The organism is Acidobacteriota bacterium, from assembly GCA_026393755.1.
Taxonomy (GTDB): domain Bacteria; phylum Acidobacteriota; class Vicinamibacteria; order Vicinamibacterales; family JAKQTR01; genus JBAXOX01.
Genome location: JAPKZO010000003.1, coordinates 1 through 20359, shown reverse-complemented (window position 1 = coordinate 20359; position 20359 = coordinate 1). Strand labels below are relative to the sequence as shown.

At 65.0% G+C, this 20359-nt stretch carries 34 protein-coding genes; 3 read left to right on the top strand and 31 right to left on the bottom strand.

Annotated features, from left to right (window positions below):
- The first annotated feature begins 3 nt into the window (after nucleotides 1-3).
- The 3 genes from NTV05_00785 to fusA all read left to right on the top strand — a co-directional run bounded on the left by NTV05_00785 (nucleotide 4) and on the right by fusA (nucleotide 4821).
- Nucleotides 4-1227 carry an ABC transporter permease gene (locus NTV05_00785; protein ID MCX6542930.1) on the top strand — a complete coding sequence of 408 codons (1224 nt, stop codon included), beginning with the start codon at nucleotides 4-6 and terminating at the stop codon, nucleotides 1225-1227.
- The gene (locus NTV05_00780) at nucleotides 1227-2540 is read left to right on the top strand and encodes an ABC transporter permease (protein MCX6542929.1); all 1314 of its coding nucleotides are present in this window, start codon (nucleotides 1227-1229) and stop codon (nucleotides 2538-2540) included. The genes NTV05_00785 and NTV05_00780 overlap by 1 nt, the downstream gene beginning before the upstream one ends.
- A 181-nt stretch (nucleotides 2541-2721) precedes the next feature.
- The gene (gene fusA, locus NTV05_00775) at nucleotides 2722-4821 is read left to right on the top strand and encodes an elongation factor G (protein ID MCX6542928.1); all 2100 of its coding nucleotides are present in this window, start codon (nucleotides 2722-2724) and stop codon (nucleotides 4819-4821) included.
- Nucleotides 4822-4832: 11 nt separating this feature from the next.
- On the opposite strand, the gene rplQ is transcribed toward fusA, so the two are convergent.
- The 31 genes from rplQ to NTV05_00620 all read right to left on the bottom strand — a co-directional run.
- Nucleotides 4833-5441: a 50S ribosomal protein L17 gene (gene rplQ, locus NTV05_00770; protein MCX6542927.1), complete on the bottom strand. Its 609-nt coding sequence runs from the start codon at nucleotides 5439-5441 to the stop codon at nucleotides 4833-4835.
- 109 nt (nucleotides 5442-5550) lie between these two features.
- Nucleotides 5551-6537 (bottom strand): DNA-directed RNA polymerase subunit alpha, encoded by a 987-nt coding sequence (locus NTV05_00765; protein MCX6542926.1) that lies wholly within the window; start codon nucleotides 6535-6537, stop codon nucleotides 5551-5553.
- Nucleotides 6538-6621: 84 nt separating this feature from the next.
- Nucleotides 6622-7251, bottom strand: coding sequence for a 30S ribosomal protein S4 (rpsD, locus tag NTV05_00760; protein ID MCX6542925.1), 630 nt, complete (start codon nucleotides 7249-7251; stop codon nucleotides 6622-6624).
- 33 nt (nucleotides 7252-7284) lie between these two features.
- Entirely contained in the window at nucleotides 7285-7719 is a 435-nt protein-coding gene (rpsK, locus tag NTV05_00755) for a 30S ribosomal protein S11 (GenBank protein MCX6542924.1), read from the bottom strand.
- Between the two features lie 4 nt (nucleotides 7720-7723).
- Complete coding sequence (gene rpsM / locus NTV05_00750; protein ID MCX6542923.1) at nucleotides 7724-8098, bottom strand: 30S ribosomal protein S13; 375 nt, start codon at nucleotides 8096-8098, stop codon at nucleotides 7724-7726.
- Between the two features lie 4 nt (nucleotides 8099-8102).
- Nucleotides 8103-8216, bottom strand: coding sequence for a 50S ribosomal protein L36 (gene rpmJ / locus NTV05_00745; GenBank protein MCX6542922.1), 114 nt, complete (start codon nucleotides 8214-8216; stop codon nucleotides 8103-8105).
- Nucleotides 8217-8294: 78 nt separating this feature from the next.
- The gene (gene infA / locus NTV05_00740) at nucleotides 8295-8513 is read right to left on the bottom strand and encodes a translation initiation factor IF-1 (GenBank protein ID MCX6542921.1); all 219 of its coding nucleotides are present in this window, start codon (nucleotides 8511-8513) and stop codon (nucleotides 8295-8297) included.
- A gap of 29 nt (nucleotides 8514-8542) precedes the next feature.
- Nucleotides 8543-9328, bottom strand: coding sequence for a type I methionyl aminopeptidase (gene map / locus NTV05_00735; protein MCX6542920.1), 786 nt, complete (start codon nucleotides 9326-9328; stop codon nucleotides 8543-8545).
- A 56-nt stretch (nucleotides 9329-9384) separates the two neighbouring features.
- Nucleotides 9385-10773 (bottom strand): preprotein translocase subunit SecY, encoded by a 1389-nt coding sequence (gene secY, locus NTV05_00730; GenBank protein ID MCX6542919.1) that lies wholly within the window; start codon nucleotides 10771-10773, stop codon nucleotides 9385-9387.
- A gap of 27 nt (nucleotides 10774-10800) precedes the next feature.
- Nucleotides 10801-11241: a 50S ribosomal protein L15 gene (gene rplO / locus NTV05_00725; protein ID MCX6542918.1), complete on the bottom strand. Its 441-nt coding sequence runs from the start codon at nucleotides 11239-11241 to the stop codon at nucleotides 10801-10803.
- Between the two features lie 22 nt (nucleotides 11242-11263).
- The gene (gene rpmD / locus NTV05_00720; GenBank protein ID MCX6542917.1) at nucleotides 11264-11458 is read right to left on the bottom strand and encodes a 50S ribosomal protein L30; all 195 of its coding nucleotides are present in this window, start codon (nucleotides 11456-11458) and stop codon (nucleotides 11264-11266) included.
- 90 nt (nucleotides 11459-11548) lie between these two features.
- Nucleotides 11549-12055, bottom strand: coding sequence for a 30S ribosomal protein S5 (rpsE, locus tag NTV05_00715; protein ID MCX6542916.1), 507 nt, complete (start codon nucleotides 12053-12055; stop codon nucleotides 11549-11551).
- Entirely contained in the window at nucleotides 12056-12430 is a 375-nt protein-coding gene (rplR, locus tag NTV05_00710) for a 50S ribosomal protein L18 (protein ID MCX6542915.1), read from the bottom strand. It lies immediately after the preceding gene.
- A 132-nt stretch (nucleotides 12431-12562) separates the two neighbouring features.
- The gene (gene rplF / locus NTV05_00705) at nucleotides 12563-13099 is read right to left on the bottom strand and encodes a 50S ribosomal protein L6 (GenBank protein MCX6542914.1); all 537 of its coding nucleotides are present in this window, start codon (nucleotides 13097-13099) and stop codon (nucleotides 12563-12565) included.
- A 21-nt stretch (nucleotides 13100-13120) separates the two neighbouring features.
- Entirely contained in the window at nucleotides 13121-13534 is a 414-nt protein-coding gene (rpsH, locus tag NTV05_00700) for a 30S ribosomal protein S8 (protein ID MCX6542913.1), read from the bottom strand.
- Between the two features lie 24 nt (nucleotides 13535-13558).
- Entirely contained in the window at nucleotides 13559-13744 is a 186-nt protein-coding gene (locus NTV05_00695; protein MCX6542912.1) for a type Z 30S ribosomal protein S14, read from the bottom strand.
- Nucleotides 13745-13749: 5 nt separating this feature from the next.
- Nucleotides 13750-14292, bottom strand: a complete 543-nt coding sequence (gene rplE, locus NTV05_00690) for a 50S ribosomal protein L5 (GenBank protein MCX6542911.1) — start codon at nucleotides 14290-14292, stop codon at nucleotides 13750-13752.
- On the bottom strand, nucleotides 14289-14621 hold the full coding sequence (gene rplX, locus NTV05_00685) for a 50S ribosomal protein L24 (protein MCX6542910.1): 333 nt from the start codon (nucleotides 14619-14621) through the stop codon (nucleotides 14289-14291). Before rplX ends, rplE begins: the two co-directional genes overlap by 4 nt.
- A gap of 4 nt (nucleotides 14622-14625) precedes the next feature.
- Nucleotides 14626-14994, bottom strand: a complete 369-nt coding sequence (gene rplN / locus NTV05_00680; GenBank protein ID MCX6542909.1) for a 50S ribosomal protein L14 — start codon at nucleotides 14992-14994, stop codon at nucleotides 14626-14628.
- 12 nt (nucleotides 14995-15006) lie between these two features.
- Complete coding sequence (rpsQ, locus tag NTV05_00675) at nucleotides 15007-15270, bottom strand: 30S ribosomal protein S17 (GenBank protein ID MCX6542908.1); 264 nt, start codon at nucleotides 15268-15270, stop codon at nucleotides 15007-15009.
- Nucleotides 15271-15276: 6 nt separating this feature from the next.
- Nucleotides 15277-15462, bottom strand: coding sequence for a 50S ribosomal protein L29 (gene rpmC, locus NTV05_00670; GenBank protein MCX6542907.1), 186 nt, complete (start codon nucleotides 15460-15462; stop codon nucleotides 15277-15279).
- A 1-nt stretch (nucleotide 15463) separates the two neighbouring features.
- On the bottom strand, nucleotides 15464-15886 hold the full coding sequence (gene rplP / locus NTV05_00665; protein MCX6542906.1) for a 50S ribosomal protein L16: 423 nt from the start codon (nucleotides 15884-15886) through the stop codon (nucleotides 15464-15466).
- 18 nt (nucleotides 15887-15904) lie between these two features.
- Nucleotides 15905-16591 carry a 30S ribosomal protein S3 gene (rpsC, locus tag NTV05_00660; GenBank protein MCX6542905.1) on the bottom strand — a complete coding sequence of 229 codons (687 nt, stop codon included), beginning with the start codon at nucleotides 16589-16591 and terminating at the stop codon, nucleotides 15905-15907.
- A gap of 9 nt (nucleotides 16592-16600) precedes the next feature.
- Nucleotides 16601-17032 carry a 50S ribosomal protein L22 gene (rplV, locus tag NTV05_00655; GenBank protein MCX6542904.1) on the bottom strand — a complete coding sequence of 144 codons (432 nt, stop codon included), beginning with the start codon at nucleotides 17030-17032 and terminating at the stop codon, nucleotides 16601-16603.
- 2 nt (nucleotides 17033-17034) lie between these two features.
- Nucleotides 17035-17355: a 30S ribosomal protein S19 gene (rpsS, locus tag NTV05_00650; protein MCX6542903.1), complete on the bottom strand. Its 321-nt coding sequence runs from the start codon at nucleotides 17353-17355 to the stop codon at nucleotides 17035-17037.
- 24 nt (nucleotides 17356-17379) lie between these two features.
- Entirely contained in the window at nucleotides 17380-18204 is an 825-nt protein-coding gene (gene rplB, locus NTV05_00645) for a 50S ribosomal protein L2 (protein MCX6542902.1), read from the bottom strand.
- A 13-nt stretch (nucleotides 18205-18217) separates the two neighbouring features.
- On the bottom strand, nucleotides 18218-18508 hold the full coding sequence (locus NTV05_00640; protein ID MCX6542901.1) for a 50S ribosomal protein L23: 291 nt from the start codon (nucleotides 18506-18508) through the stop codon (nucleotides 18218-18220).
- Nucleotides 18505-19125: a 50S ribosomal protein L4 gene (gene rplD / locus NTV05_00635; protein ID MCX6542900.1), complete on the bottom strand. Its 621-nt coding sequence runs from the start codon at nucleotides 19123-19125 to the stop codon at nucleotides 18505-18507. Before rplD ends, NTV05_00640 begins: the two co-directional genes overlap by 4 nt.
- Nucleotides 19126-19127: 2 nt before the next feature.
- On the bottom strand, nucleotides 19128-19805 hold the full coding sequence (gene rplC / locus NTV05_00630) for a 50S ribosomal protein L3 (GenBank protein ID MCX6542899.1): 678 nt from the start codon (nucleotides 19803-19805) through the stop codon (nucleotides 19128-19130).
- A gap of 2 nt (nucleotides 19806-19807) precedes the next feature.
- Nucleotides 19808-20143 carry a 30S ribosomal protein S10 gene (gene rpsJ, locus NTV05_00625; GenBank protein ID MCX6542898.1) on the bottom strand — a complete coding sequence of 112 codons (336 nt, stop codon included), beginning with the start codon at nucleotides 20141-20143 and terminating at the stop codon, nucleotides 19808-19810.
- Between the two features lie 129 nt (nucleotides 20144-20272).
- Nucleotides 20273-20359: hypothetical protein (locus NTV05_00620; GenBank protein ID MCX6542897.1), on the bottom strand; the 87-nt coding region annotated here is incomplete at its 5' end.

Below are 20359 nucleotides of genomic sequence, written 5' to 3'. Positions count from 1 at the left end.
GTTATGGGTCGCATTCTCGAAGGGGTCGCGATCGCGCTCCGCGCCATCTGGGGGAGCAAGCTGCGCTCGTTCATGAGCGTGCTCGGCAATATCGTGGCCGTCACGTCGATTATCGCCGTGGTGTCCCTCATCCAGGGGCTGAACGCCACAGTCACCGAGGCGATCGTGTCGGATGTGGGCGCCGACTCGTTCGTGGTCGACCGCTACGGCATCACGCGCAGCGAGGAGGACGCAGAAAAGGCGAGGAGCAATCCTCGCATCACCATGCAGGATGCCGAGGCCATCCGGCGCTACAGTCCGCTGGTGCGATCGGTGATGGCCGAGAGCGGCAGCAACGGCCAGGTGTCCTACAAGGAGAAACTGCTCGAGAGCGTCACGATCCGAGGCGTGTCGGCCGAGTACGTGAACTTCTCCTCGTACAACGCCGAGCGAGGCCGCCTGATCAGCCCGAGCGAGGTCGACCGCAACCGCAACGTCGCCCTCCTGGGCTGGGGCACGGCGGACCGCCTCTTTGGCGAGCGGAACGCGCTGGACCAAATCATCAAGATCCAGGGCATCCACTATCGGGTGATTGGCGTCAACGAGAAGAAGGGGGCCATCTTCGGCCAGTCCCAGGACGAGTTCGCGGTGATCCCGCTGGGCTCGTTCCAGAAGATTTTCGGGTCGCGCCGGAGCATTCAGCTGAACGTGAAGCCGATCGATCCGTCGGTGGTGGACCAGGCCATGGACGACGCGACCATCGCCCTGCGCATCGAGCGCCGGCTCAAGCCGAAGCAGAAGGACAACTTCGGCATGTTCACGTCGGAGTCGATCCTGGCGATCTACCGCCAGGCCACTGCCGGCATTTTCGCGGTGTTGATCGGCGTGGTCGCGCTGTCGCTCGTCGTGGGCGGCATCGTCATCATGAACATCATGCTGATGGTGGTGACGGAACGCACGTTCGAGATCGGGTTGCGGAAGGCGCTCGGGGCAAAGCGGCGCGACATCATGCTGCAGGTGCTGGCCGAGTCGGTGACGCTGTCGGTCGCCGGTGGGATTGTCGGCACGTCGCTCGGGTTCCTGTTGGCGCTGGCGATCGCGAAACTGAGCCCGCTTCCGGCCGCCGTGCAATTGTGGTCGGTGATGCTGGGCATTGGCATCACGGCGTTTGTCGGATTGGTGTTCGGGGTCTATCCGGCCATGCGGGCGGCCCGGCTCGACCCGATCGAGGCCTTGAGGAAAGAGTAATGGCGATGCGCTTCGCGCTTCTGTCGGACGTGGTCGTGATGGCGTACGACACGCTGCGCGGCAACAAGATGCGGTCGGCGCTGACGGTTCTGGGAGTCGTAATCGGCATCACCGCGATCGTCGGCATGACCTCGATCATCCGGGGCTTCGACGAGTCGCTGCGCGACTCGATCCGGGAACTCGGACCCGACACCATGTTTGTCGCCAAGTTCAGCGGCCTGAGTTTCGCGTCGGGCAAGGAATTCAAGGATCTGATCAAGCGGCCGGTGCTAACCGTCGCTGATGCGAAGGCGATCGAGCGTGACGCGCCATCGGCCGGCAAAGTCGACGTGTGGCTTGGCGCCTGGATGGCCGGCACCCGAGAGCGCGTCTACTACAAGGGCGAGAAGACCAAGCAACTCGGCATCATCGGGGTGTCGGAGAACTATGCCGCCGTCAACTTTCTGAAGCTGACCGGCGGGCGGTTCTTCGTCCAGGCCGAGGTCGAGCACCGGCGCAATCTTGCGGTCCTCGGAGATTCACCCGCCAAGGCCCTGTTCGCGAATGTCGACCCCGTCGGCAAGGTGGTTCGCATCGCCGGGGACGAGTACGAAGTCATCGGCTACGTCGCGCCGCGCCCAAGCGTCGGTGGGCTGGGGGGCGGCCAGGACGACTTCGTGGTCATTCCGTACACGACCTATCAGAAGCAGTTCGGGTGGCGCAACATGTCCGGCAATGTGCACGTGGGGGGAACGCAGACCAACGCCAACGCCATGAGAAGCGCCATGATCGCCGTCGTACCCGCCGAAGGCGCCACGCGCGACCAGGCGATGGCCGAGGTGGAGCAGGTCATGCGCGTCCGGCACGGACTGAAGCTGGAGCAGCCCAACGACTTCGATATCATCACGCAGGATGCGGCGCTCAAGATGTGGGATCAGATCTCCGGCGCGACGTTCATTGGCCTGGTCGTCATCTCATCGATTGCCCTGATGGTCGGCGGCATCGGGGTCATGGCGATCATGATGATCTCGGTGACCGAGCGCACGAGGGAGATCGGCGTTCGCAAGGCCCTCGGGGCCCGCCGCCGCGAGATCCTCTGGCAGTTCCTGTTCGAAGCGGTGTTCCTCACGTCGGTCGGGGGGATCCTGGGCGTCGCCCTTGGCGCTTCGATTGGCGTCGGCGTGCACTACCTGACCGGCTTCCCGGTGTCGCTTCCCTGGTGGAGCTTCGCGCTGGGCCTCGGTTTCTCTGGCGGCGTCGGCATCTTCTTCGGTCTGGTGCCGGCCATCCGCGCCTCGCGTCTGGACCCGATCGAAGCGCTCAGGTACGAGTAGGGGCGCGATTCATCGCGCCCGAATCCCCAATCCCGGATCCCGCTTGTCCGCCGAAGCCGGTCTCGCTCATGCCCGGCGAAGGCGGAAATCCCCTCTAAGTTGTAGCCCCCGTCCCCCACCCCCTAGTAGAATGAGTTCTTTGGCGTTCTTCGGATTGACGGCAGAAAGAGGGCTACCGCATATGAAGGTCTATGACGCCGCAAGCATCAGGAATGTCGCGCTTGTCGGTCACAGCGGGTCAGGCAAGACCCAGTTGGCGTCCGCCATCCTGTTCGACGCCGGAATGGTCAACCGCTTGGGCAAGGTGGACGAAGGCAACACGGTCACCGACTTCGACGAAGAAGAAATCGCCCGCAAGCACACCCTGTCGGCCAGCATCAGTTACGCCGAGTGGAACAAGACCAAGATCAACATCATCGATACGCCCGGGTTCGCGAACTTCTTCAGCGATACCCGGGCGGCGCTCGGCGTGGCCGATGGCGCCATCGTGGTGATTGACGCGGTGTCCGGCGTTGAAGTGCAGACCGAGAAGGTGTGGGAAGCAGCCGAGGCGCAGGAACTCCCGCGGATTGTCGTGCTGAGCCGCATGGACCGGGAACGCGCGAGCCTCGCTCGCACGCTCGAGTCCATCCAGGCGTCGTTCGGCCGGATGGTCGTCCCGATCCAGATGCCGATCGGCGACGAGAAGGACTTCAAGGGCGTCGTCGACCTGATCGGCCTGAAGGCCTACACCTTCGCCACCGACGGCTCCGGCAAGATGGCCGAAGAGCCGGTTCCCGCGGATCTCGCCGCTGCCGTGAACGCCGCGCGGGACGCGCTGGTCGAGATGGTCGCTGAAGCGGACGACACGCTGATCGAGAAGTTCTTCGAGTCCGGCACGCTGACGCAGGACGAACTGATTGGCGGGCTGCGCCGGGCAGTCGCCGGGCGCAAGATGTTCCCGTTGGTGTGCACCTCCGCCATCAACAACGTCGGCGTGCAGCCCGCGCTCGACGCGTTGCTCGCCTACTTCCCGGCGGCATCCGACCGCTCATTCAAGGCGACCGACAAGGCGGGGGCCGACGTCGCCATCACGGTCGCCGACAGCGGGCCGCTCTCCGTCTTCGTGTGGAAGACCATCGCCGACCCGTTCGCCGGTCGCATCAGCCTGTTCCGCGTCGTCCGTGGATCGCTCAAGGCCGACTCGACGGTGCAGAATCTGTCGCACGAATCGGCCGAGCGCGTCGGCCATCTGACGTTGCTGCAGGGCAAGACGCCGACCGACGTGCCCGAGATCAAGGCCGGCGACATCGGCGCGGTGGCCAAACTCAAGGACACGCAGACCAACCACACGATCGGCGACAAGGACGGCGGCGTGTGCTTCAAGCCTCTCGTGTTCCCCGATCCGGTGCTCTCGTACGCCATCGAGCCGAAGACCAGAGGCGACGAAGAGAAGATCAGCACGGCGCTGCACCGCCTCCTCGAAGAGGATCCGACGGTCCGGTACAGCCGGGACCAGCAGACCAACGAGCTGCTGCTCGCCGGACAGGGCCAGATGCACATCGAAGTGACGGTCGCGAAACTGAAGCGCCGGTTTGCCGTCGAGGTCAACCTGAAGCTGCCGCGGATCCCCTACCGGGAGACGATCACGCAGGCGACCGAGGCGCACGGGCGGCACAAGAAACAGACCGGGGGTCACGGGCAGTTCGGCGATTGCACGATCAAGATGGAACCGCTCCCGCGAGGATCCGATTTCGAATTCGTCGACAAGATTTTCGGCGGGTCGATCCCGCTGAACTTCCGCCCGGCGGTCGAAAAGGGCATTCAAGACACCCGCGTGCGCGGGTATCTGGCTGGCTACCCGGTGCTCGACTTCAGGGTCACCCTGCTCGACGGCAAGTTTCACCCGGTCGATTCCAACGAGCTCTCGTTCAGGATGGCGGGGCGGCTGGCGTTCAAGGATGGCATGACGCGGGCCAAACCGACGATCCTCGAGCCGGTGATGAACGTCGAGGTGTACGTCCCGAGCGATTTTGCCGGAGACATCATGGGCGACATCAACAGCCGGCGCGGGCACGTCTCGGGGATGGACACGCGCGGGTCCACGACGGTGGTCAAGGCGCAGGTGCCGATGGCCGAGATGCTCACCTACGAACAGACACTGACGTCGAACACCGGAGGCCGCGGCACGTACCACATGGAGTATTCCCACTACCAGGAAGTGCCGTCTCACCTGCAGGCGAAGATCATCGCGGCCGCCAAGGCCGAGAAGGGCGAGGCGGCCGAGGAAGAAGAAGAGTAGGGGGTCTCCGGTTAGCTTCCTTTGTTGCCGCCGGTACGGCCAGTCTGACGCGGTTTTGCCGTGGATCGGGTCGGGGCCTTCGTGCGCTCGTGCACCGGAGCGCCCGTCTCGTCGGCGTCGGCCTTGCGACCGCGGACCCGCTCGGCCACGCGGCGCAACCGGCCGGCCATGCCGCCCTGCTTGCCGTCCTTGGCGGCGGCCTTGCCGTCCTTGCCAGCCGCCTCGGCCTTCTTCGGATCGAATTCGCTGCCGATTAACTCGACCAGCGCCACCGGGGCGGCGTCGCCCTTGCGAACGCCAGCCTTCAGGATGCGAACGTAGCCGCCGGGCCGTTCGGCAAACCGCGGCGCCAGCGTATCGAACAGCTTCTTGAGGACGTCGCGGTTGGCGATATCCTGGCCGACCATTCGTCTGGCGTTCAGCAACTGCAATCCACCCGCCGCCACCCCGCGCTTCGCCACGCTGATCAGGCGCTCCACGTACGGCCGCAGTTCCTTCGCCTTGGGCACGGTGGTGATGATGTGCTCGTGCTCGAGGATCGCGGTGGCCTGATTGCGCAGCAGGCTGATGCGGTGCTCGGTGACTCGTCCCAGCTTCCGATGGGCAACTCGATGACGCATATTTCGTTCTCACTCAGAAGCAAGAATTCAGAAGCAAGGAGCAGGAAGGAATTCCTGCCCGCGGCTGCTCGCCTTCTTACTTCTTACTTCTTACTTCCAGATTCTTCCGTTACTCCGCTGCCGTCCTGGCCGCCGAGTCCACCCGCATGCCGAGACTGAGGCCCATCGTCTGCAGGATGTCCTTGATCTCGTTGAGCGACTTCCGGCCGAAGTTCTTGGTCTTCAGCATCTCGCCTTCACTCTTCTGCACGAGCTCGCGAATCGTCCGGATGTTCGCGTTCTTGAGGCAGTTGTACGACCGGACCGAGAGTTCGAGTTCCTCGACGCTCTTGTCGAGGTGCTCGTTGCCGGCGGTCGGTCCGGGCGCGGATCCCTGGCCGTCCTCGCCCTGCTCCATCGATTCTTCGAGGTTGACGAAGATGTTCAGGTGGTCCCGCACGAGCCGGGCGGCCAGCGACACCGCATCGCGCGGCGTCACGGCGCCATTGGTCCACACATCCAGCGTCAGCTTCTCGAAGTCGGTGGTCTGCCCGAGGCGCGCGGCCTCGACCAGGTAGTTGACCTTCCTGACCGGCGAATGCACCGAGTCAATGGGGATCCAGCCGATCCCGAGGTCCTCATCGAAGTTGCGGTCCGCGGTGACGTAGCTCCGTCCCCGCTTGATCCGCATCTCCATGTGGAGTTTGCCGCCCTCGGACACCGTCGCGATGTGGGCATCCGGCTCGAGAATTTCGATGTCGGCATCGGGCTCGATGTCGCGGGCCCTGACCTCGCCGGCTTTGTCGACCCGCACGTACAACGTCTTCATGTGATCGACGTGCATCTTGAGCGGGATCTGCTTCAGGTTGAGGATGAGATCGGTGGCGTCTTCGACCACCCCGGGGATGGGCGAGAACTCGTGCAGCACACCGTCGATCTTCACCGCCGAGCAGGCTGCGCCTTCGATTGACGACAGGAGCACGCGCCTCATCGTATTGCCGATAGTCGTGCCGAATCCCCGCTCAAACGGTTGAGCGTAGAACCGGGCGAACCGGTCGTTCAGAGTGTCACGCTCGAACTCCAGCCTCTTCGGCCGCTGGAAACCCTTCCACAGCATCGTTGGCGATCCTTTCTACAGGTCCAGTGTCCCTGACGTCCGGGCCGCTCGCCGGAGCCGCCCGCCAGCCCGATCTGGCCTTGATTACTTCGAGTAGAGTTCGACGATCAGCTGCTCCTGCACCGGCAGGTTGATCTGCGCGCGGCTCGGCAGCGCGACCACACGACCGGACATCTGCTCCGGCTGCGCCGAGAGCCATTCCGGAATGCCGCGCCCCTTGACTTCCTCCATCGCGTGCAGCACGAACACGTTCTTCTGGCTGCCTGCCCGCACGCCCACCACGTCGCCTTCGCGGACCAGCCGCGACGGGATGTCCACCTTCCGGCCGTTCACCGAGAAGTGCCCGTGGCGCACCAGCTGCCGGGCCTGCGACCGCGAGGTCGCGAAGCCCAGGCGGTACACCACGTTGTCCAGCCGGCACTCGAGCTTCTGGAGGAGCAGCTCGCCGGTGATCCCGCGCTGGCGATCGGCCGCCTCGAAATAGCGGCGGAACTGGTTTTCGAGCACGCCGTAAATGCGCTTGACGCGCTGCTTCTCGCGCAGCTGCAGGCCGTAGCCCGCCAGCTTCGCCTTGCGCGCCTTCCCGTGCTGGCCGGGAGGGGTGTTGCGCTTCTCGATCCCGCACTTCTCCGCGTAGCACCGCTCGCCCTTGAGGAACAACTTCATGCCCTCGCGGCGGCACATGCGGCAAACAGGTCCAGTGTATCTAGCCATGCGTATCTTCCGTGTACCTAGGTTTCCGTCGTCCTACACCCGTCGGCGCTTGGTGGGCCGGCACCCGTTGTGCGGAATGGGCGTGATGTCACGAATCGACTTCACTTCGATGCCCACCGTGCTGAGCGCCCGGACGGCCGATTCGCGGCCGGCCCCGGGGCCCGTCAGGCGCACCTCGCAGGAGCGCATGCCCATGCCCTTTGCCACGTTGGCCGCAGCAAGCGCCGCCTGGGTCGCCGCAAACGGCGTGCCCTTGCGCGACCCCTTGAACGAGACCGCTCCGGCGCTCGACCATGCGATCACGTTGCCCTCGGTATCGGCAATAGTGATGCTGGTGTTGTTGAACGAGGCGTGAATGCTGACGATGCCATGGTGCACCACCCGCTTCTCGCCGCGCTTCTTGAAGGCCTTCTTGGGCTTGTCGGCCTCAGTCTTTTCGCCGCCCTCGTGTGCTTCTGTCTTGGCCATGTGGCTACACCGTCTTCTTCTTGGCAATAGCGCCCTTGCGCGGCCCCTTCCGAGTGCGCGCGTTGGTTCGCGTCCGCTGGCCCCGCACCGGCAAACTGCGGCGATGCCGCAGGCCGCGGTAACAGCCGATATCCATCAGCCGCTTGATGTTCATGGAGACCTCCTTGCGAAGGTCGCCCTCGACGCCGCCCTGCGCTTCGATGACGCGGCGGATCTTCCGCACATCGTCTTCCGACAGATCCTTCACCCGGACGTCGGGGCTCACCCCGGCGACCTTGCAGATCCCGGCGGCCCGCGTGTGGCCGATGCCGAAAATGTAGGTCAGCCCGATCTCTACCCGCTTGGTCCGCGGCAGGTCCACACCCGCGATACGTGCCATGACGTTACCCCTGCCTCTGCTTATGCTTTTGGTTCGTGCAGATCACCCTCACCACCCCGCGGCGGCGGACAATCTTGCACTTGTCGCAAATCCGTTTGACCGACGCTCTGACCTTCATAGCCCTGGTCCTTCGTTTCCGGGCCGCGCCCGGTCCCTCTGTCGCCTGCCCGGCAGGCTGCCCGCTCCCGGCGCCGCCCTACTTGTACCGATACGTGATGCGGCCCCGGCTCAAGTCGTACGGCGACAGCTCAATCAGCACCCGATCACCCGTCAGGATCCGGATGAAATGCTTCCGCATCCTGCCCGACACGTGCGCAAGCACCGGGTGCTTGTTCTCCAGTTCCACACGGAACATCGCGTTCGGGAGCGACTCGAGCACAATCCCCGTGACTTCAATCGTGTCGTCTTTCGGCACCAGTTCGGCTCCACACTCCAACGTGACAGTTACGTGGCGTCGCCTCGACTCGTCTGCCCGGCCGCGCCATTCCGGCCCGTCATGATGACCGGTCCTCCTGCGGTGACGGCCACGGTATGCTCGAAATGTGCCGCCAGGCTCTGATCCTTGGTCACCGCCGTCCAGCCGTCCCGAAGCACCTTCACCGCTCCCCGTCCCATCGCCACCATCGGTTCGATGGCCAGCGTCATCCCCTCGGTCAGCCTCGGCCCGCGTCCGGCCGGGCCGTAGTTGGGCACCTGGGGTTCCTCGTGCAGTGCCGTCCCGACTCCATGGCCGACGAACTCGCGAACCACCGAAAAGCCGTGGGCTTCAACATGCCGCTGGACCGCGTGGCCGATGTCCGACACCCGCGCGCCCACCGTGGCCTGCTCGATCCCGCGGTAGAGAGACTCTTCCGTCACTCTCAACAGCTCGGCCACCCGGCTGTCGATCGGCGCCAGCGGCACCGTAATCGCCGCATCCCCGTAAAAGCCGTCCAGCAGGACGCCCAGGTCGATCGACACGATATCGCCGATCTTGAGCGCCCGCGCCGACGGGATTCCGTGAATCACTTCCTCATTCACCGATGTGCACAGCGTCGCAGGAAACCCGTGATAGCCCTTGAACGCCGGCACCCCGCCTGCCGCCCGCACCCGCTCTTCGGCAAACCGATCCAGATCGCCTGTCGTCACGCCCGGCCGGACCATCTCCCGCAACTCGGCCAGCACATCGGCCACCAGCACGTTGGCCGCCCGCATCCGCACCAGCTCCGCCGCCGACTTGCACACGATCATCGGCCAGCCTCGCTAAATCGCCCGAACCGCTGCGTCACCCGTCCCGTCGGCTCCATCTACCCCCGGCGCCCGCGAATCCGCGTCTTCTTCATGAAGCCGTCGTAGTGGCGCATGATCAGCTGGGACTCGATCTGCTGCACGGTATCCATCGCCACGCCGACCACAATCAGCAACGACGTGCCACCGAAGTAGAACTGCACGTTCAGCCCTTCGGTGATGAACCGGGGCAGCACAGAGTCGAGCCACTCGCCGATGAACGGAATCGGCGCGACTTTGAAGCCGACGAGCAGGAACTCCGGCAGAATCGCCACCAGCGCCAGGTAGACGGCCCCGGCCAGCGTGATCCGCGTCAGAATCGTGTCGATGTGCTCGGCGGTCCGCTTGCCGGGACGAATCCCGGGGACGAACCCGCCGTACTTCCGCATGTTCTCGGCGACGTCATCCGGGTTGAAGATGATGGCCGTGTAGAAATACGCGAAGAACACGATGCCGAGCACGTACAGCAGGTTGTACAGCGGCATCCCGTAACTGATCTGGTGGATGACCGTCTGGCCCCAGCTGCCCTGCGGGAACATGCCCGCAATCGTGGCAGGGAACGCAAGAATGGATGAAGCAAAGATCACCGGAATGACGCCGCCCGTATTGACCTTGAGGGGAATGTGCGTGCTGGATCCCCCGTACATCCGGCGCCCGACCACGCGCTTGGCGTACTGGACGGTGATGCGCCTGTTGCCCCGCTCCATGAAGATGATGGCGGCAATCACGACCCCGGCCATCACGAGGAGGAACAGGACCGTGAACAGGCCAATCTGGTTCGTGCTCATCTGGCTCAACGTCGCGATCACGGCCCGCGGCAGCTGTGCCACGATGCCCGCGAAGATGATGAGCGACATGCCGTTGCCGATCCCGCGTTCGGTGATCTGCTCGCCCAGCCACATGATGAGCGTCGTGCCCGCCGTCAGGGTCAGTACCGTGAGCAGCTGGAACCGCAGCCCGGGCGCGTACACCAGCTGCATCCCGCCGGCGATCTGGGTCTGGTGTTCGAGGTAGATCGCGATGCCCCACGCCTGAATCACGCTCAGCAGGATCGTGCCGTAACGCGTGTACTGCGTGATCTTGCGTCGGCCGAGGTCGCCTTCCTTCGACAACCGTTCGAGGTACGGCCACACCACGGTCAACAGCTGCAGGATGATCGACGCGCTGATGTAGGGCATGATGCCCAGCGCGAAGATCGTCACCTTCGACAGACTGCCGCCCGAGAACATGTCGTACATGCCGAACATCGTGTTCTTGGTCTGTTCGGCCAGCTGCTGCAGCGCGGCGGTGTTGACGCCAGGCGTCGGAATGTGGTTCCCGACGCGGTACACGCCAAGCATGGCCAGCGTGAACAGCACCCGCTTGCGCAGGTCCGGGACGTTCCAGATGTTCCTGATGCTTTCAACCATACGGTCTCGACCGTCGATCCCGGACGACTAGAGCGTTTCGATGGACCCGCCGGCGGCAGCGATCTTTTCGGCTGCCTTGCCGGAGAACTTGTGCGCCTTCACCGTAAGCGCGATGCCGATGTCGCCGCGCCCCAGCACCTTGATCGGCAGCTTCCTGGTCACCAGGCGCATCTCGTGCAGGGCGTCGGGCGTGACCACGGCGCCGGCCGCGAACCGCGCCGCCAGATCGTCCAGGTTCACGACCGCGTACTCGACGCGGAACAGGTTGTGGAACCCCCGCTTCGGCACGCGGCGGTGCAGGGGCATCTGGCCGCCCTCAAACCCCCGCTTCTTGTGATAGCCCGACCGCGACTGGGCGCCCTTGTTCCCGCGCCCCGCCGTCTTGCCCTGACCCGACCCCGGGCCGCGACCCACACGCTTCCGCTTTCGGGTCGCACCCTTTGGCGGTTTCAGATTGCTGAGATCCATATACGTCCGACCTCTGGTTCGGCTACTCGACCGTGACGAGATGCCGGACCTTGTGAATCATCCCGCGCACCTCTGGGGTGTCCGGCACGTCAATCGTGTGGCGGATGCGCCGCAGCCCCAGGCCGCGGACCACCAGCGCCTGCTTCTGATTGAAGCCGATGGTGCTCTTCACCAATGTCACTTTCAGTCTCTTTGTCGCGCCGCGATCACCGCTCATGTCGCTGCCTCGTCTCGCTTCGGCGGGCCACAGTCCCGAGCCGGGTGCCGCCCGGGCGCCCGTGTCGAGGGATGTCAGGCCGGGGCCCGTCTACAGTTCCGCCAGCGTGCGTCCGCGCATCCGGGCCACCGTCACGGGGTCCTTCAGCGTCATCAGTCCGACAAACGTCGCCCGCACCACGTTGTGCGGATTCGCGCTGCCGAGCGACTTGGTCACCACGTTCTGGATGCCCGCCGACTCCACCACGGCGCGCACTGCGCCGCCGGCGATGATGCCTGTGCCCTCGGGTGCCGGCTTGAGCAGCACGCTGCCCGCCCCATACTTGCCGGTGACGATGTGCGGCACGGTCGTCCCCACCAGCGGGACCCGGATGAGCCCCTTCTTGGCGGCCTCGATCCCCTTCTTGATGGCCGACGGCACTTCGCGCGCCTTCCCGACGCCGAAGCCCACCACACCGTGCCCGTCGCCGACGACGATCAGCGCGCTGAAGCTCAGGTTCTTGCCGCCCTTGACGACCTTCGTCACGCGATTGATGGCGACGACGGTGTCCTTCAGCTCCAGCTGGGACGGATCGATCTTTTCTCGTGTTCTGAACATCTAGAACTCCAACCCTGCTTCGCGCGCGGCATCGGCCACGGCCTTGACGCGTCCGTGGTACAGGAACCCGCTGCGGTCGAACACCACGTGCATGATGCCCCTGGCCCGCAGCCGTTCGGCGATCGTCTTGCCGATGGTCTTGGCCCCGTTCAGGTTGCCGCCCTTGGCCCCGCCCGTCAGGACGGCCTTGAGAGCCGGCTCGGTCGTCGCGGCCGAGGCCAGTGTCTGCCCGGTCGTGTCGTCGATCGCCTGCACGTACATGTGTTCCACACTCCGGAAGACGCTGAGGCGCGGGCGCACGCCCGTTCCATGGACGCGCTTCCGGATGCGCATCTTGATGCGCCGGCGACTATCGAGCTTGGTCTTGATCTTCATACTCAGTGCTTCGACTCGCTATTGCGGTTACGTATCTTCGAGAAACGACCCGCTTACTGTCCTCGCTCAGCACTGAGTCCTGAGGGCACAAAGGCGTCACCGTCTTTGTGCATCGAAGGACTCAGTCGGCTCCTACGCGCCGGTCTTGCCGACCTTCTTCTTCAACACCTCACCGGTATAGCGCACGCCCTTCTGCTTGTAGGGATCGGGCTTGCGCATCCGGCGGATGTCAGCGGCCACCTGGCCGACCATCTGACGGTCGACACCAGTCACCGTCACGTGTGTCTGTTTGTCGACGGTCACATCGATCCCGGCCGGAATGTCGAACACGATCGGGTGCGAGTACCCGAGCGCGAACGTGATCTGGCGCCCCTTCAGCTCGGCACGATAGCCGACGCCGACGATGTCCAGTTCCTTCTTGAAGCCGTTCGAGACCCCCTCGACGGCGTTCGCCACCAGGCTCCGGGCCAGACCGTGAAACTTGCCGAGTCCGCGGGCATCGCTCTCCGGGATGGCGCACAATTCGGCGCCCTTGAGCTCGAAGCTGATGCCCTTGGGAAACGACTGGCGCAGTTTGCCCTTCGGGCCCTGCACGTCGACAGCACCGGCGTGGACCTTGACGGTCACGCCGCTGGGAATCGCAATCGGTTTCTTGCCAATACGAGACATGGACGTCTACCTACGCCTTCACTACCAGACGTTGCACAACACTTCGCCGCCAACGCCGCTTTTGACGGCCTCGCGCCCCGTCATGACGCCGCGCGACGTCGTCAGGATGCTGATGCCGAGGCCACCCAGCACGGGCGGCACTTTGTCGTGGCTGTAGTACACGCGGCGACCAGGGCGGCTGACGCGCCGGATCCCGCTGATCACGCCCTCGCCGCGAGGGCCGTACTTCAGGAAAATGCGCAGGTGCCGCACGGGCGTCTTGCGCACGCTGTCCGAGGGTTCGTCGACCATCTTGAAGCCGGCGACGTACCCCTCATCCTGAAGGATCCGCGCGATCTCGGCTTTCAGCGTGTTGGCCGGAACGTCGACACGCGCGTGCTTCGCCTGTACGGCGTTGCGGAGGCGCGTGAACATGTCAGCAATCGGATCGGTCATGGCTTCTCAACTCTGTGGTCGTGCTTACCAGCTGCTCTTGATGACCCCGGCCACCTCGCCCCGGAGCGCCAGCTCGCGGAAACAGAGACGGCACAGCGCGAATTTGCGAAAATACGCGCGGGGGCGCCCGCACAGCCGGCACCGGTTACGGTGACGGATCTTATACTTGAGGACGCTTGCTTCCTTGGCGATCTTCGCGGTAGTAGCCATAGTGTCTAGCTCGTCCGGAACGGCAGGCCGACCAGCTGCAGCAGCCGCCGGGCCTCCTGGTCGGTCCGCGCCGTTGTGCAGACCGACACGTTCATGCCGCGCGCCTTGTCGACGCGCATGTAGTCGATCTCCTGGAAGATCAACTGGTCGCGCAGCCCCAGCGTGTAGTTGCCGCGGCCGTCGAACCCTTTGGGCGAGATGCCCTTGAAGTCGCGCACACGGGGCAGTGCAATCGCGATCAGGCGATCCAGGAACTCGAACATCCGGACCCCCCGCAGCGTGACCATGGCGCCAATCGGCATGCCCTCGCGCACCTTGAACTGCGCGATGGACTTGCGCGCCCGTGTCACCACGGGCTTCTGGCCCACGATGCGTCCGAGTTCGTCCTGGGCGACGTCCACGATCTTGGCGTTCTGGGTGGCTTCCCCAAGCCCCATGTTGACCACCACCTTGGTGATCCGGGGAACCGCCATCACGTTCGTGTAGCCGAACTCCTTCATCAGGGCCGGCACGACGTCCCGGACGTATTTCTCCTTCAACCGGTTCATTTGTCGACTACTCCCTCGCACTTGCGGCAGATCCGGACCTTGCGCCCGTCTCCGAGCGTCCGGCGGCCGATGCGCGTGCGGGCGCTGCACTCGGGGCAGATGATCTGCACGTTGGACGCGTGCAGAGGCGCCTCGCGCTTCATGATGCCGCCCTTGATGTTCTTGCTCGGGTTCGGCCGCGTGTGACGGCTGATGAAGTTCACGCCTTCAATGACGAGGCGGTTCTTCACCGGCAGGACCTTGAGCACGCGCCCGCGCTTGCCGCGATCCTTGCCGGCCGTCACGATGACGGTGTCGTTTCGACGGATGGGTGTAAGCAACCGTGACATGACGCTAAATCACCTCGGGCGCGAGTGAAATGATCTTCATGAACTTCTTCTGGCGCAACTCGCGCGCCACCGGCCCGAACACGCGGGTGCCGATGGGTTCGCCCTCATCGTTGATCAGCACCGCGGCATTCCGGTCGAACCGGATGTAGCTGCCATCCTTGCGGCGCTGCTCCTTCCGGGTCCGGACGACGACGGCCTTGACGACCTGGCCCTTCTTGACGTTCGAAGCGGGCGTCGCTTCCTTGACCGACGCCGTCACGATGTCGCCGAGCCGCGCGTAGCGCCCCACCGAACCGCCAATCGGGTTGATCACCGAGATCTTCCTGGCGCCGGAGTTGTCGGCGACATCGAGGATCGACCGCATCTGAATCATGGTTCGTTCCCCTTACTCGGCGGACGCGCCGGCCACCCGCTGCACGATGCGGGTAATCACCCAGCGCTTGCGACGCGACAGCGGGCGGCTCTCGACCATCGCCACGACGTCCCCGGTGTGCGTCTCGTTCTTCTCGTCGTGCGCCATGAACGTCGTGGTCAGCCGCTGGGCCTTCCCGTACATCCCGTGACGCACGTGGCGCTCGATGGCTACCACGCGGCTCTTCGCCATCTTGTCGCTGACGACCTTCGCCGTGATTTCAGTTGTTGCCGCCATAGGTTCCTACCGTTTTTCCCTGAGGACCGTCTCGACACGCGCCAGTTCGCGCCGGAGCGTGCGCACCTTGTGCGGCGTGTCCAGCTGGCCCATGGCCTTCTGGATGCGCTGCCGGAAGATCTGATCCTGCAAATCCCTCACTTTGCCCTGCAGGTCGCCGACGTTGAGCGCGCGGATCTCCTGGACCTTCATCTCACACCTTCTCCTGGGCGAACCGCGTCGCGAAGCGGGTCGGGATCGGCAGCTTCGCTGCCGCCCGGTCGAACGCCTGGCGCGCCTCGAGCTCGGTCACGCCCTCCATCTCGAACAGGATCTTGCCCGGCCGCACGACGGCCACCCAGAATTCCGGCGCGCCCTTGCCCTTGCCCATGCGCGTCTCGGCCGGCTTCTTGGTCACCGGCTTGTCGGGGAACACGCGCACCCAGATCTTGCCGCCGCGCTTGATGAAACGGGTCATCGCGACGCGGGCCGCCTCGATCTGCCGTGCCGTCATCCAGCACGCTTCCATCGCCATCAGCCCGTACTCGCCGAACGACACGTCCGACCCGCGCCAGGCCTTGCCGCACCGGCGACCGCGCTGCTGTTTCCGGTACTTGACTTTCTTCGGCATCAACATCGCTTATGCCACCTCGCCTTACGCTGATGCGCGCGGTGCGCGCCGCGGCGTCCGGTACTCTTCTTCGCGGCCTGTCCGCGGCACGAGACGCTCGCCCTTGTACAGCCATACCTTCACGCCGATCCGGCCGTACGTCGTACCCGCCTCCGCCTGGCCGTAGTCAATGTCGGCGCGCAGCGTCTGCAGCGGCAACTGGCCGTGCAGATACCATTCGGACCGCGCAATCTCGGCGCCATTCAGCCGGCCCGACACCCGCACCTTGATCCCGCGTGCGCCAAACCGCAGGGCCGACTCGACCGCCTTGCGCATCGCCCGCCGGAACGCCACGCGCTTTTCGAGCTGCATCGCCACCGATTCGGCGATCAACTGCGCGTCGAGCTCAGGCTTCTGGATCTCCTGGATGTTGATGAAGACCTCGCGGCTCGTCCGCTTCTGGATCTCCTGCTTCAACTTGTCGACTTCCGTCCCCTTGCGGCCGATGATGATGCCCGGCCGCGAGGTGTGGATGTCGATCTTCAGCTTGTTCGCTGCGCGCTCGATCTCGATCTTCGAAACGCCCGCATGCTGGAACCGCGCCTTCAACGACGAGCGCAGCGCCAGATCCTCGTGCAGCAGTTTCGCGTAGTCGCGATCCGCGTACCAGCGCGAGCGCCAGGTCTTGTTGAAGCCCAGCCGGAACCCGTATGGGTGAACCTTCTGACCCACGTCTCGCTCCTACTCCTGCGCGGCGGTCTCGCCGTGAGCCGCCTTGGTTGCCTTCCGGGCCCGGGCTGGCGCGCCAGCCTTCACAGCACCCGTACTCTCTGGACGCTCCGACACCCTGACTGTCAGGTGCGCGGTGCGCTTGACCACACGGAACGCGCGGCCCATCGGGGCCGGGCGAACCCGCTTCTGCGACGGCCCCTGGCCGGCATAGCACGCCGAAATGAACAGCCGCTCGACGTCGCCGCCAAATCCGGGCTTCTGCTGCGCGTTGGCGATGGCCGATCGCAGCACCTTCTCGATGTCCCGCGCAATCCGCTTGGTCGAGAACCGAAGGGTGGCCAGCGCCTGATCGACCTCGCGCCCCCGGATCAGTTCAAGCACCAGGCCCGCCTTCTGCGCGGATGTGCGAACATATTTCGCCGTTGCCTGCGCTGCAATCATCGCTAGCTCCCCGCCTTCGGAGCGGCCGGCGGCGCCGCCGCGGCCACCTGTGCGGCCTTCTCCGACTTGGTGGTGTGGCCTTTGAAGCCCCTGGTCGGCGAGTACTCGCCGAGCTTGTGCCCGACCATGTTCTCGGTGACGTACACCGGGATGAACTTCTTGCCGTTGTGCACCGCCAGCGTGTGCCCGAGCATCTCTGGAAGCACCGTCGACCGGCGCGACCATGTCCGCACGACCTTCTTTTCGCCAGCCCGGTTCATCACTTCCACCTTCTCGAGAAGGTGGGTGTCCACAAACGGGCCTTTACTCAAGGATCTGCTCATAACCTACCCTGAAGCTCCGGCGCCCTACTTCGGCCGCCGCTGGATGATGAACTGATCCGTCGCCTTGCTGTTGCGTGTCTTGAAGCCCTTGGTGGGCATGCCCCACGGCGACACCGGATGCCGGCCGCCCGAGGTTTTGCCCTCGCCGCCGCCGAGCGGGTGATCCACCGGGTTCATCGCAACGCCGCGCACGTGCGGCCGCTTGCCGAGCCAGCGGCTCCGGCCGGCCTTGCCGAGCGACACGTTCTCGTGATCCAGGTTCCCCACCTGGCCCACCGTCGCCCGGCACTCGATGTTGATGCGCCGGAGTTCGCCCGACGGCATCTTCACCGACGCATACTCGCCTTCCTTCGCCACCACCTGCACAGCCGCCCCGGCGCTACGCGCCAGCTGGCCGCCTTTCCCAGGCCGCAGCTCCACGTTGTGGACCTGCGTCCCGAGCGGGATGCTCTTGAGCGGGAGCACGTTGCCCGGCAGGATGTCGACCGCGTCGCCAGCCACGATGCTGTCGCCGACCTTGAGCCCCACCGGGTGGAGGATGTACCGCTTCTCGCCGTCGGCGTACTGCACCAGCGCAATACGGGACGACCGGTTCGGATCGTACTCCACCGTGACAACCTTGGCCGGAATGCCGATCTTGTCCCGTTTGAAGTCGATGATCCGATAGAGCCGACGGTGCCCGCCACCGCGCCACCACATCGTGATCTCGCCGTGGTTGTTGCGACCGCCCGACTTCTTGAGGTTCTCGGTCAGCGGCTTATAGGGCTTCGCCGACGTGATTTCGGCGTAGTCCTGCACCGTCTGGAAACGCCGCCCCGGTGATGTCGGTTTATAACTGCGGATTGCCATCACTCACCCCGCTCTACGCGCCTTCCAGGAACTCCGGCATCTTCTCGCCATCGCGAAGCCGGACGTACGCCTTTTTCCAGTCGGACCGCCGTCCGACAAATCGCCCCTGGCGCTTTTCCTTGCCATGCGCGATTGCCGTGCGTACGGTTGCCACCTTGGCGCCGAGCAGATGCTCGATGGCGCGCCTGATTTCCACCTTCGTCGCCGCCGCCGCCACATGAAAGACCACCGTCTTGCCATCCTCACGAAGGATGGAGGTCTTCTCCGTAATCAGCGGCCGCCGGATCACATCCGTGAGATTCATGATCCCAGCACCTCCTGCAACCGCTCCACTGCGGCCGTGGTCGCGATGATGCGCCTCGCGAACATCACGGCCCGGGCCGTCAGACGCCCGCTCGGCAGGCACTGCGTCCCGGGGATGTTCCGCAGCGCGAGGGTCAACGCCTCGGCCGGCTTCACGTCCACGACCAGCGCCGGCCCCTTGGCACCCAGTCTCGCCAGCATCTCGACCGCCGCCTTCGTCTTGACCACGTCCGCGAACGCGTCGACCACCGTCACGTCGCCCGCCTGGAACTTCGCCGCGAGCGCTTCGCGCAGCGCGCCGCGTTCCTGCTTGCGCGGAATCGCGTATTCGTAACTGCGCGGCTGCGGCCCGAACGTCGTGCCGCCGTGGCGCCACAGCGGGTTGCGGGCCTCGCCGACCTGCGCCCGCCCGGTGCCCTTCTGCTTGTACGGCTTCTTGCCGGTCCCGCTGACCATCGCGCGGGTCTTGGTCGCGTGCGTGCCGCGCCGCTTGCTGGCGTTCTCGCGCACGACCGACTGCCAGATCAGGTCGCCCTTGACGCGACCGCCGAACAGTTCGTCGCGCAGCTCGAGCGAGCCAATCTTCTCGTTCTGGGCATTCACTATGTCGAGCGTCATGGCTACTTCTTGCCCTTCTTCGGCTTCTCGGCCTGCGGCTTCGGCTCGGGCTTACGCGCGGCGGCCTTGCGAACCATGATGTAGGATCCCCGCGCACCAGGTACGGCGCCGCGCAGCAGCAGCACGTGCTGGTCCACCTTCTCAACCAGCAGATTCAGCGTCGTCACCCGCTCGGCACCCATGTGGCCCGCCGCCCGCATGCCCTTGATGACACGCGACGGATACGACGAAGCACCAATCGAGCCAGGCGCCCGGTGGAACATCGACCCGTGTGTTGCGGCTCCGCCAGCGAAATGGTGCCGCTTGACCACGCCCTGGAACCCCATCCCGCGGCTGGTTCCGGTGACATCCACCCGTTCGCCGTCCTTGAACAACGACTCCACCAGCACCTGATCGCCCGCCTTGAGCGCATCGGCGCCCGCGGCCAGCTTGACCTCGCGCCGCACCCGCGTGGGCGGCACGCCGGCCTTCTTGTAGTGGCCCGCGAGCGGCTTGACGACTTTGGCCGGCTTCTCCTCGACCAGCCCGAGCTGGACCGACTGGTAGCCGTCCTTCTCGACCGTCTTCGCCTGCACGACCACGCACGGCCCGGCCTTAATCACCGTCACCGGCTGCACCGTCCCGTCGGGACGGAAGACCTGCGTCATGCCGAGCTTCTTGCCGATGATGCCTGTGACCATGGTCACTTCCGATCCTTCCCGAACGCCTTGATCTCGACGTCCACGCCAGCCGGCAGGTCCAGCTTCATCAGCGCGTCGACGGTCTGCGACGTGGGCTCGAAGATGTCGATCAGCCGCTTATGCGTCCGGATCTCGAACTGCTCGCGCGACTTCTTGTCCACGTGCGGCGAGCGGTTGACCGTCCACTTGTTCTTCTCCGTCGGCAGCGGAATCGGACCCGCCAGACGGGCGCCCGTCCGTTTCGCGGTCTCCACGATTTCGGCCGTCGACTGGTCGAGCACGCGGTAGTCGTACGCCTTGAGCCGGATGCGGATCTTGTCGCCGAATGCTGTCGCCATAACTGTGTCCTACTGCCCTACGTGCTTCGATTCGCCAGCGCGCCTTAGCCCTTCCCGATGCGCGGCGGTTCACTCAGCACGTAGCCCTGAGCGCCCAAACACCTGCTCAGTGTTCAGGCCGTCGAAGGGCTACGCCAGTATTTCCGTGACCGTGCCGGCGCCCACCGTGCGGCCGCCTTCGCGGATCGCAAACTTCGACCCCTTCTCAATCGCCAC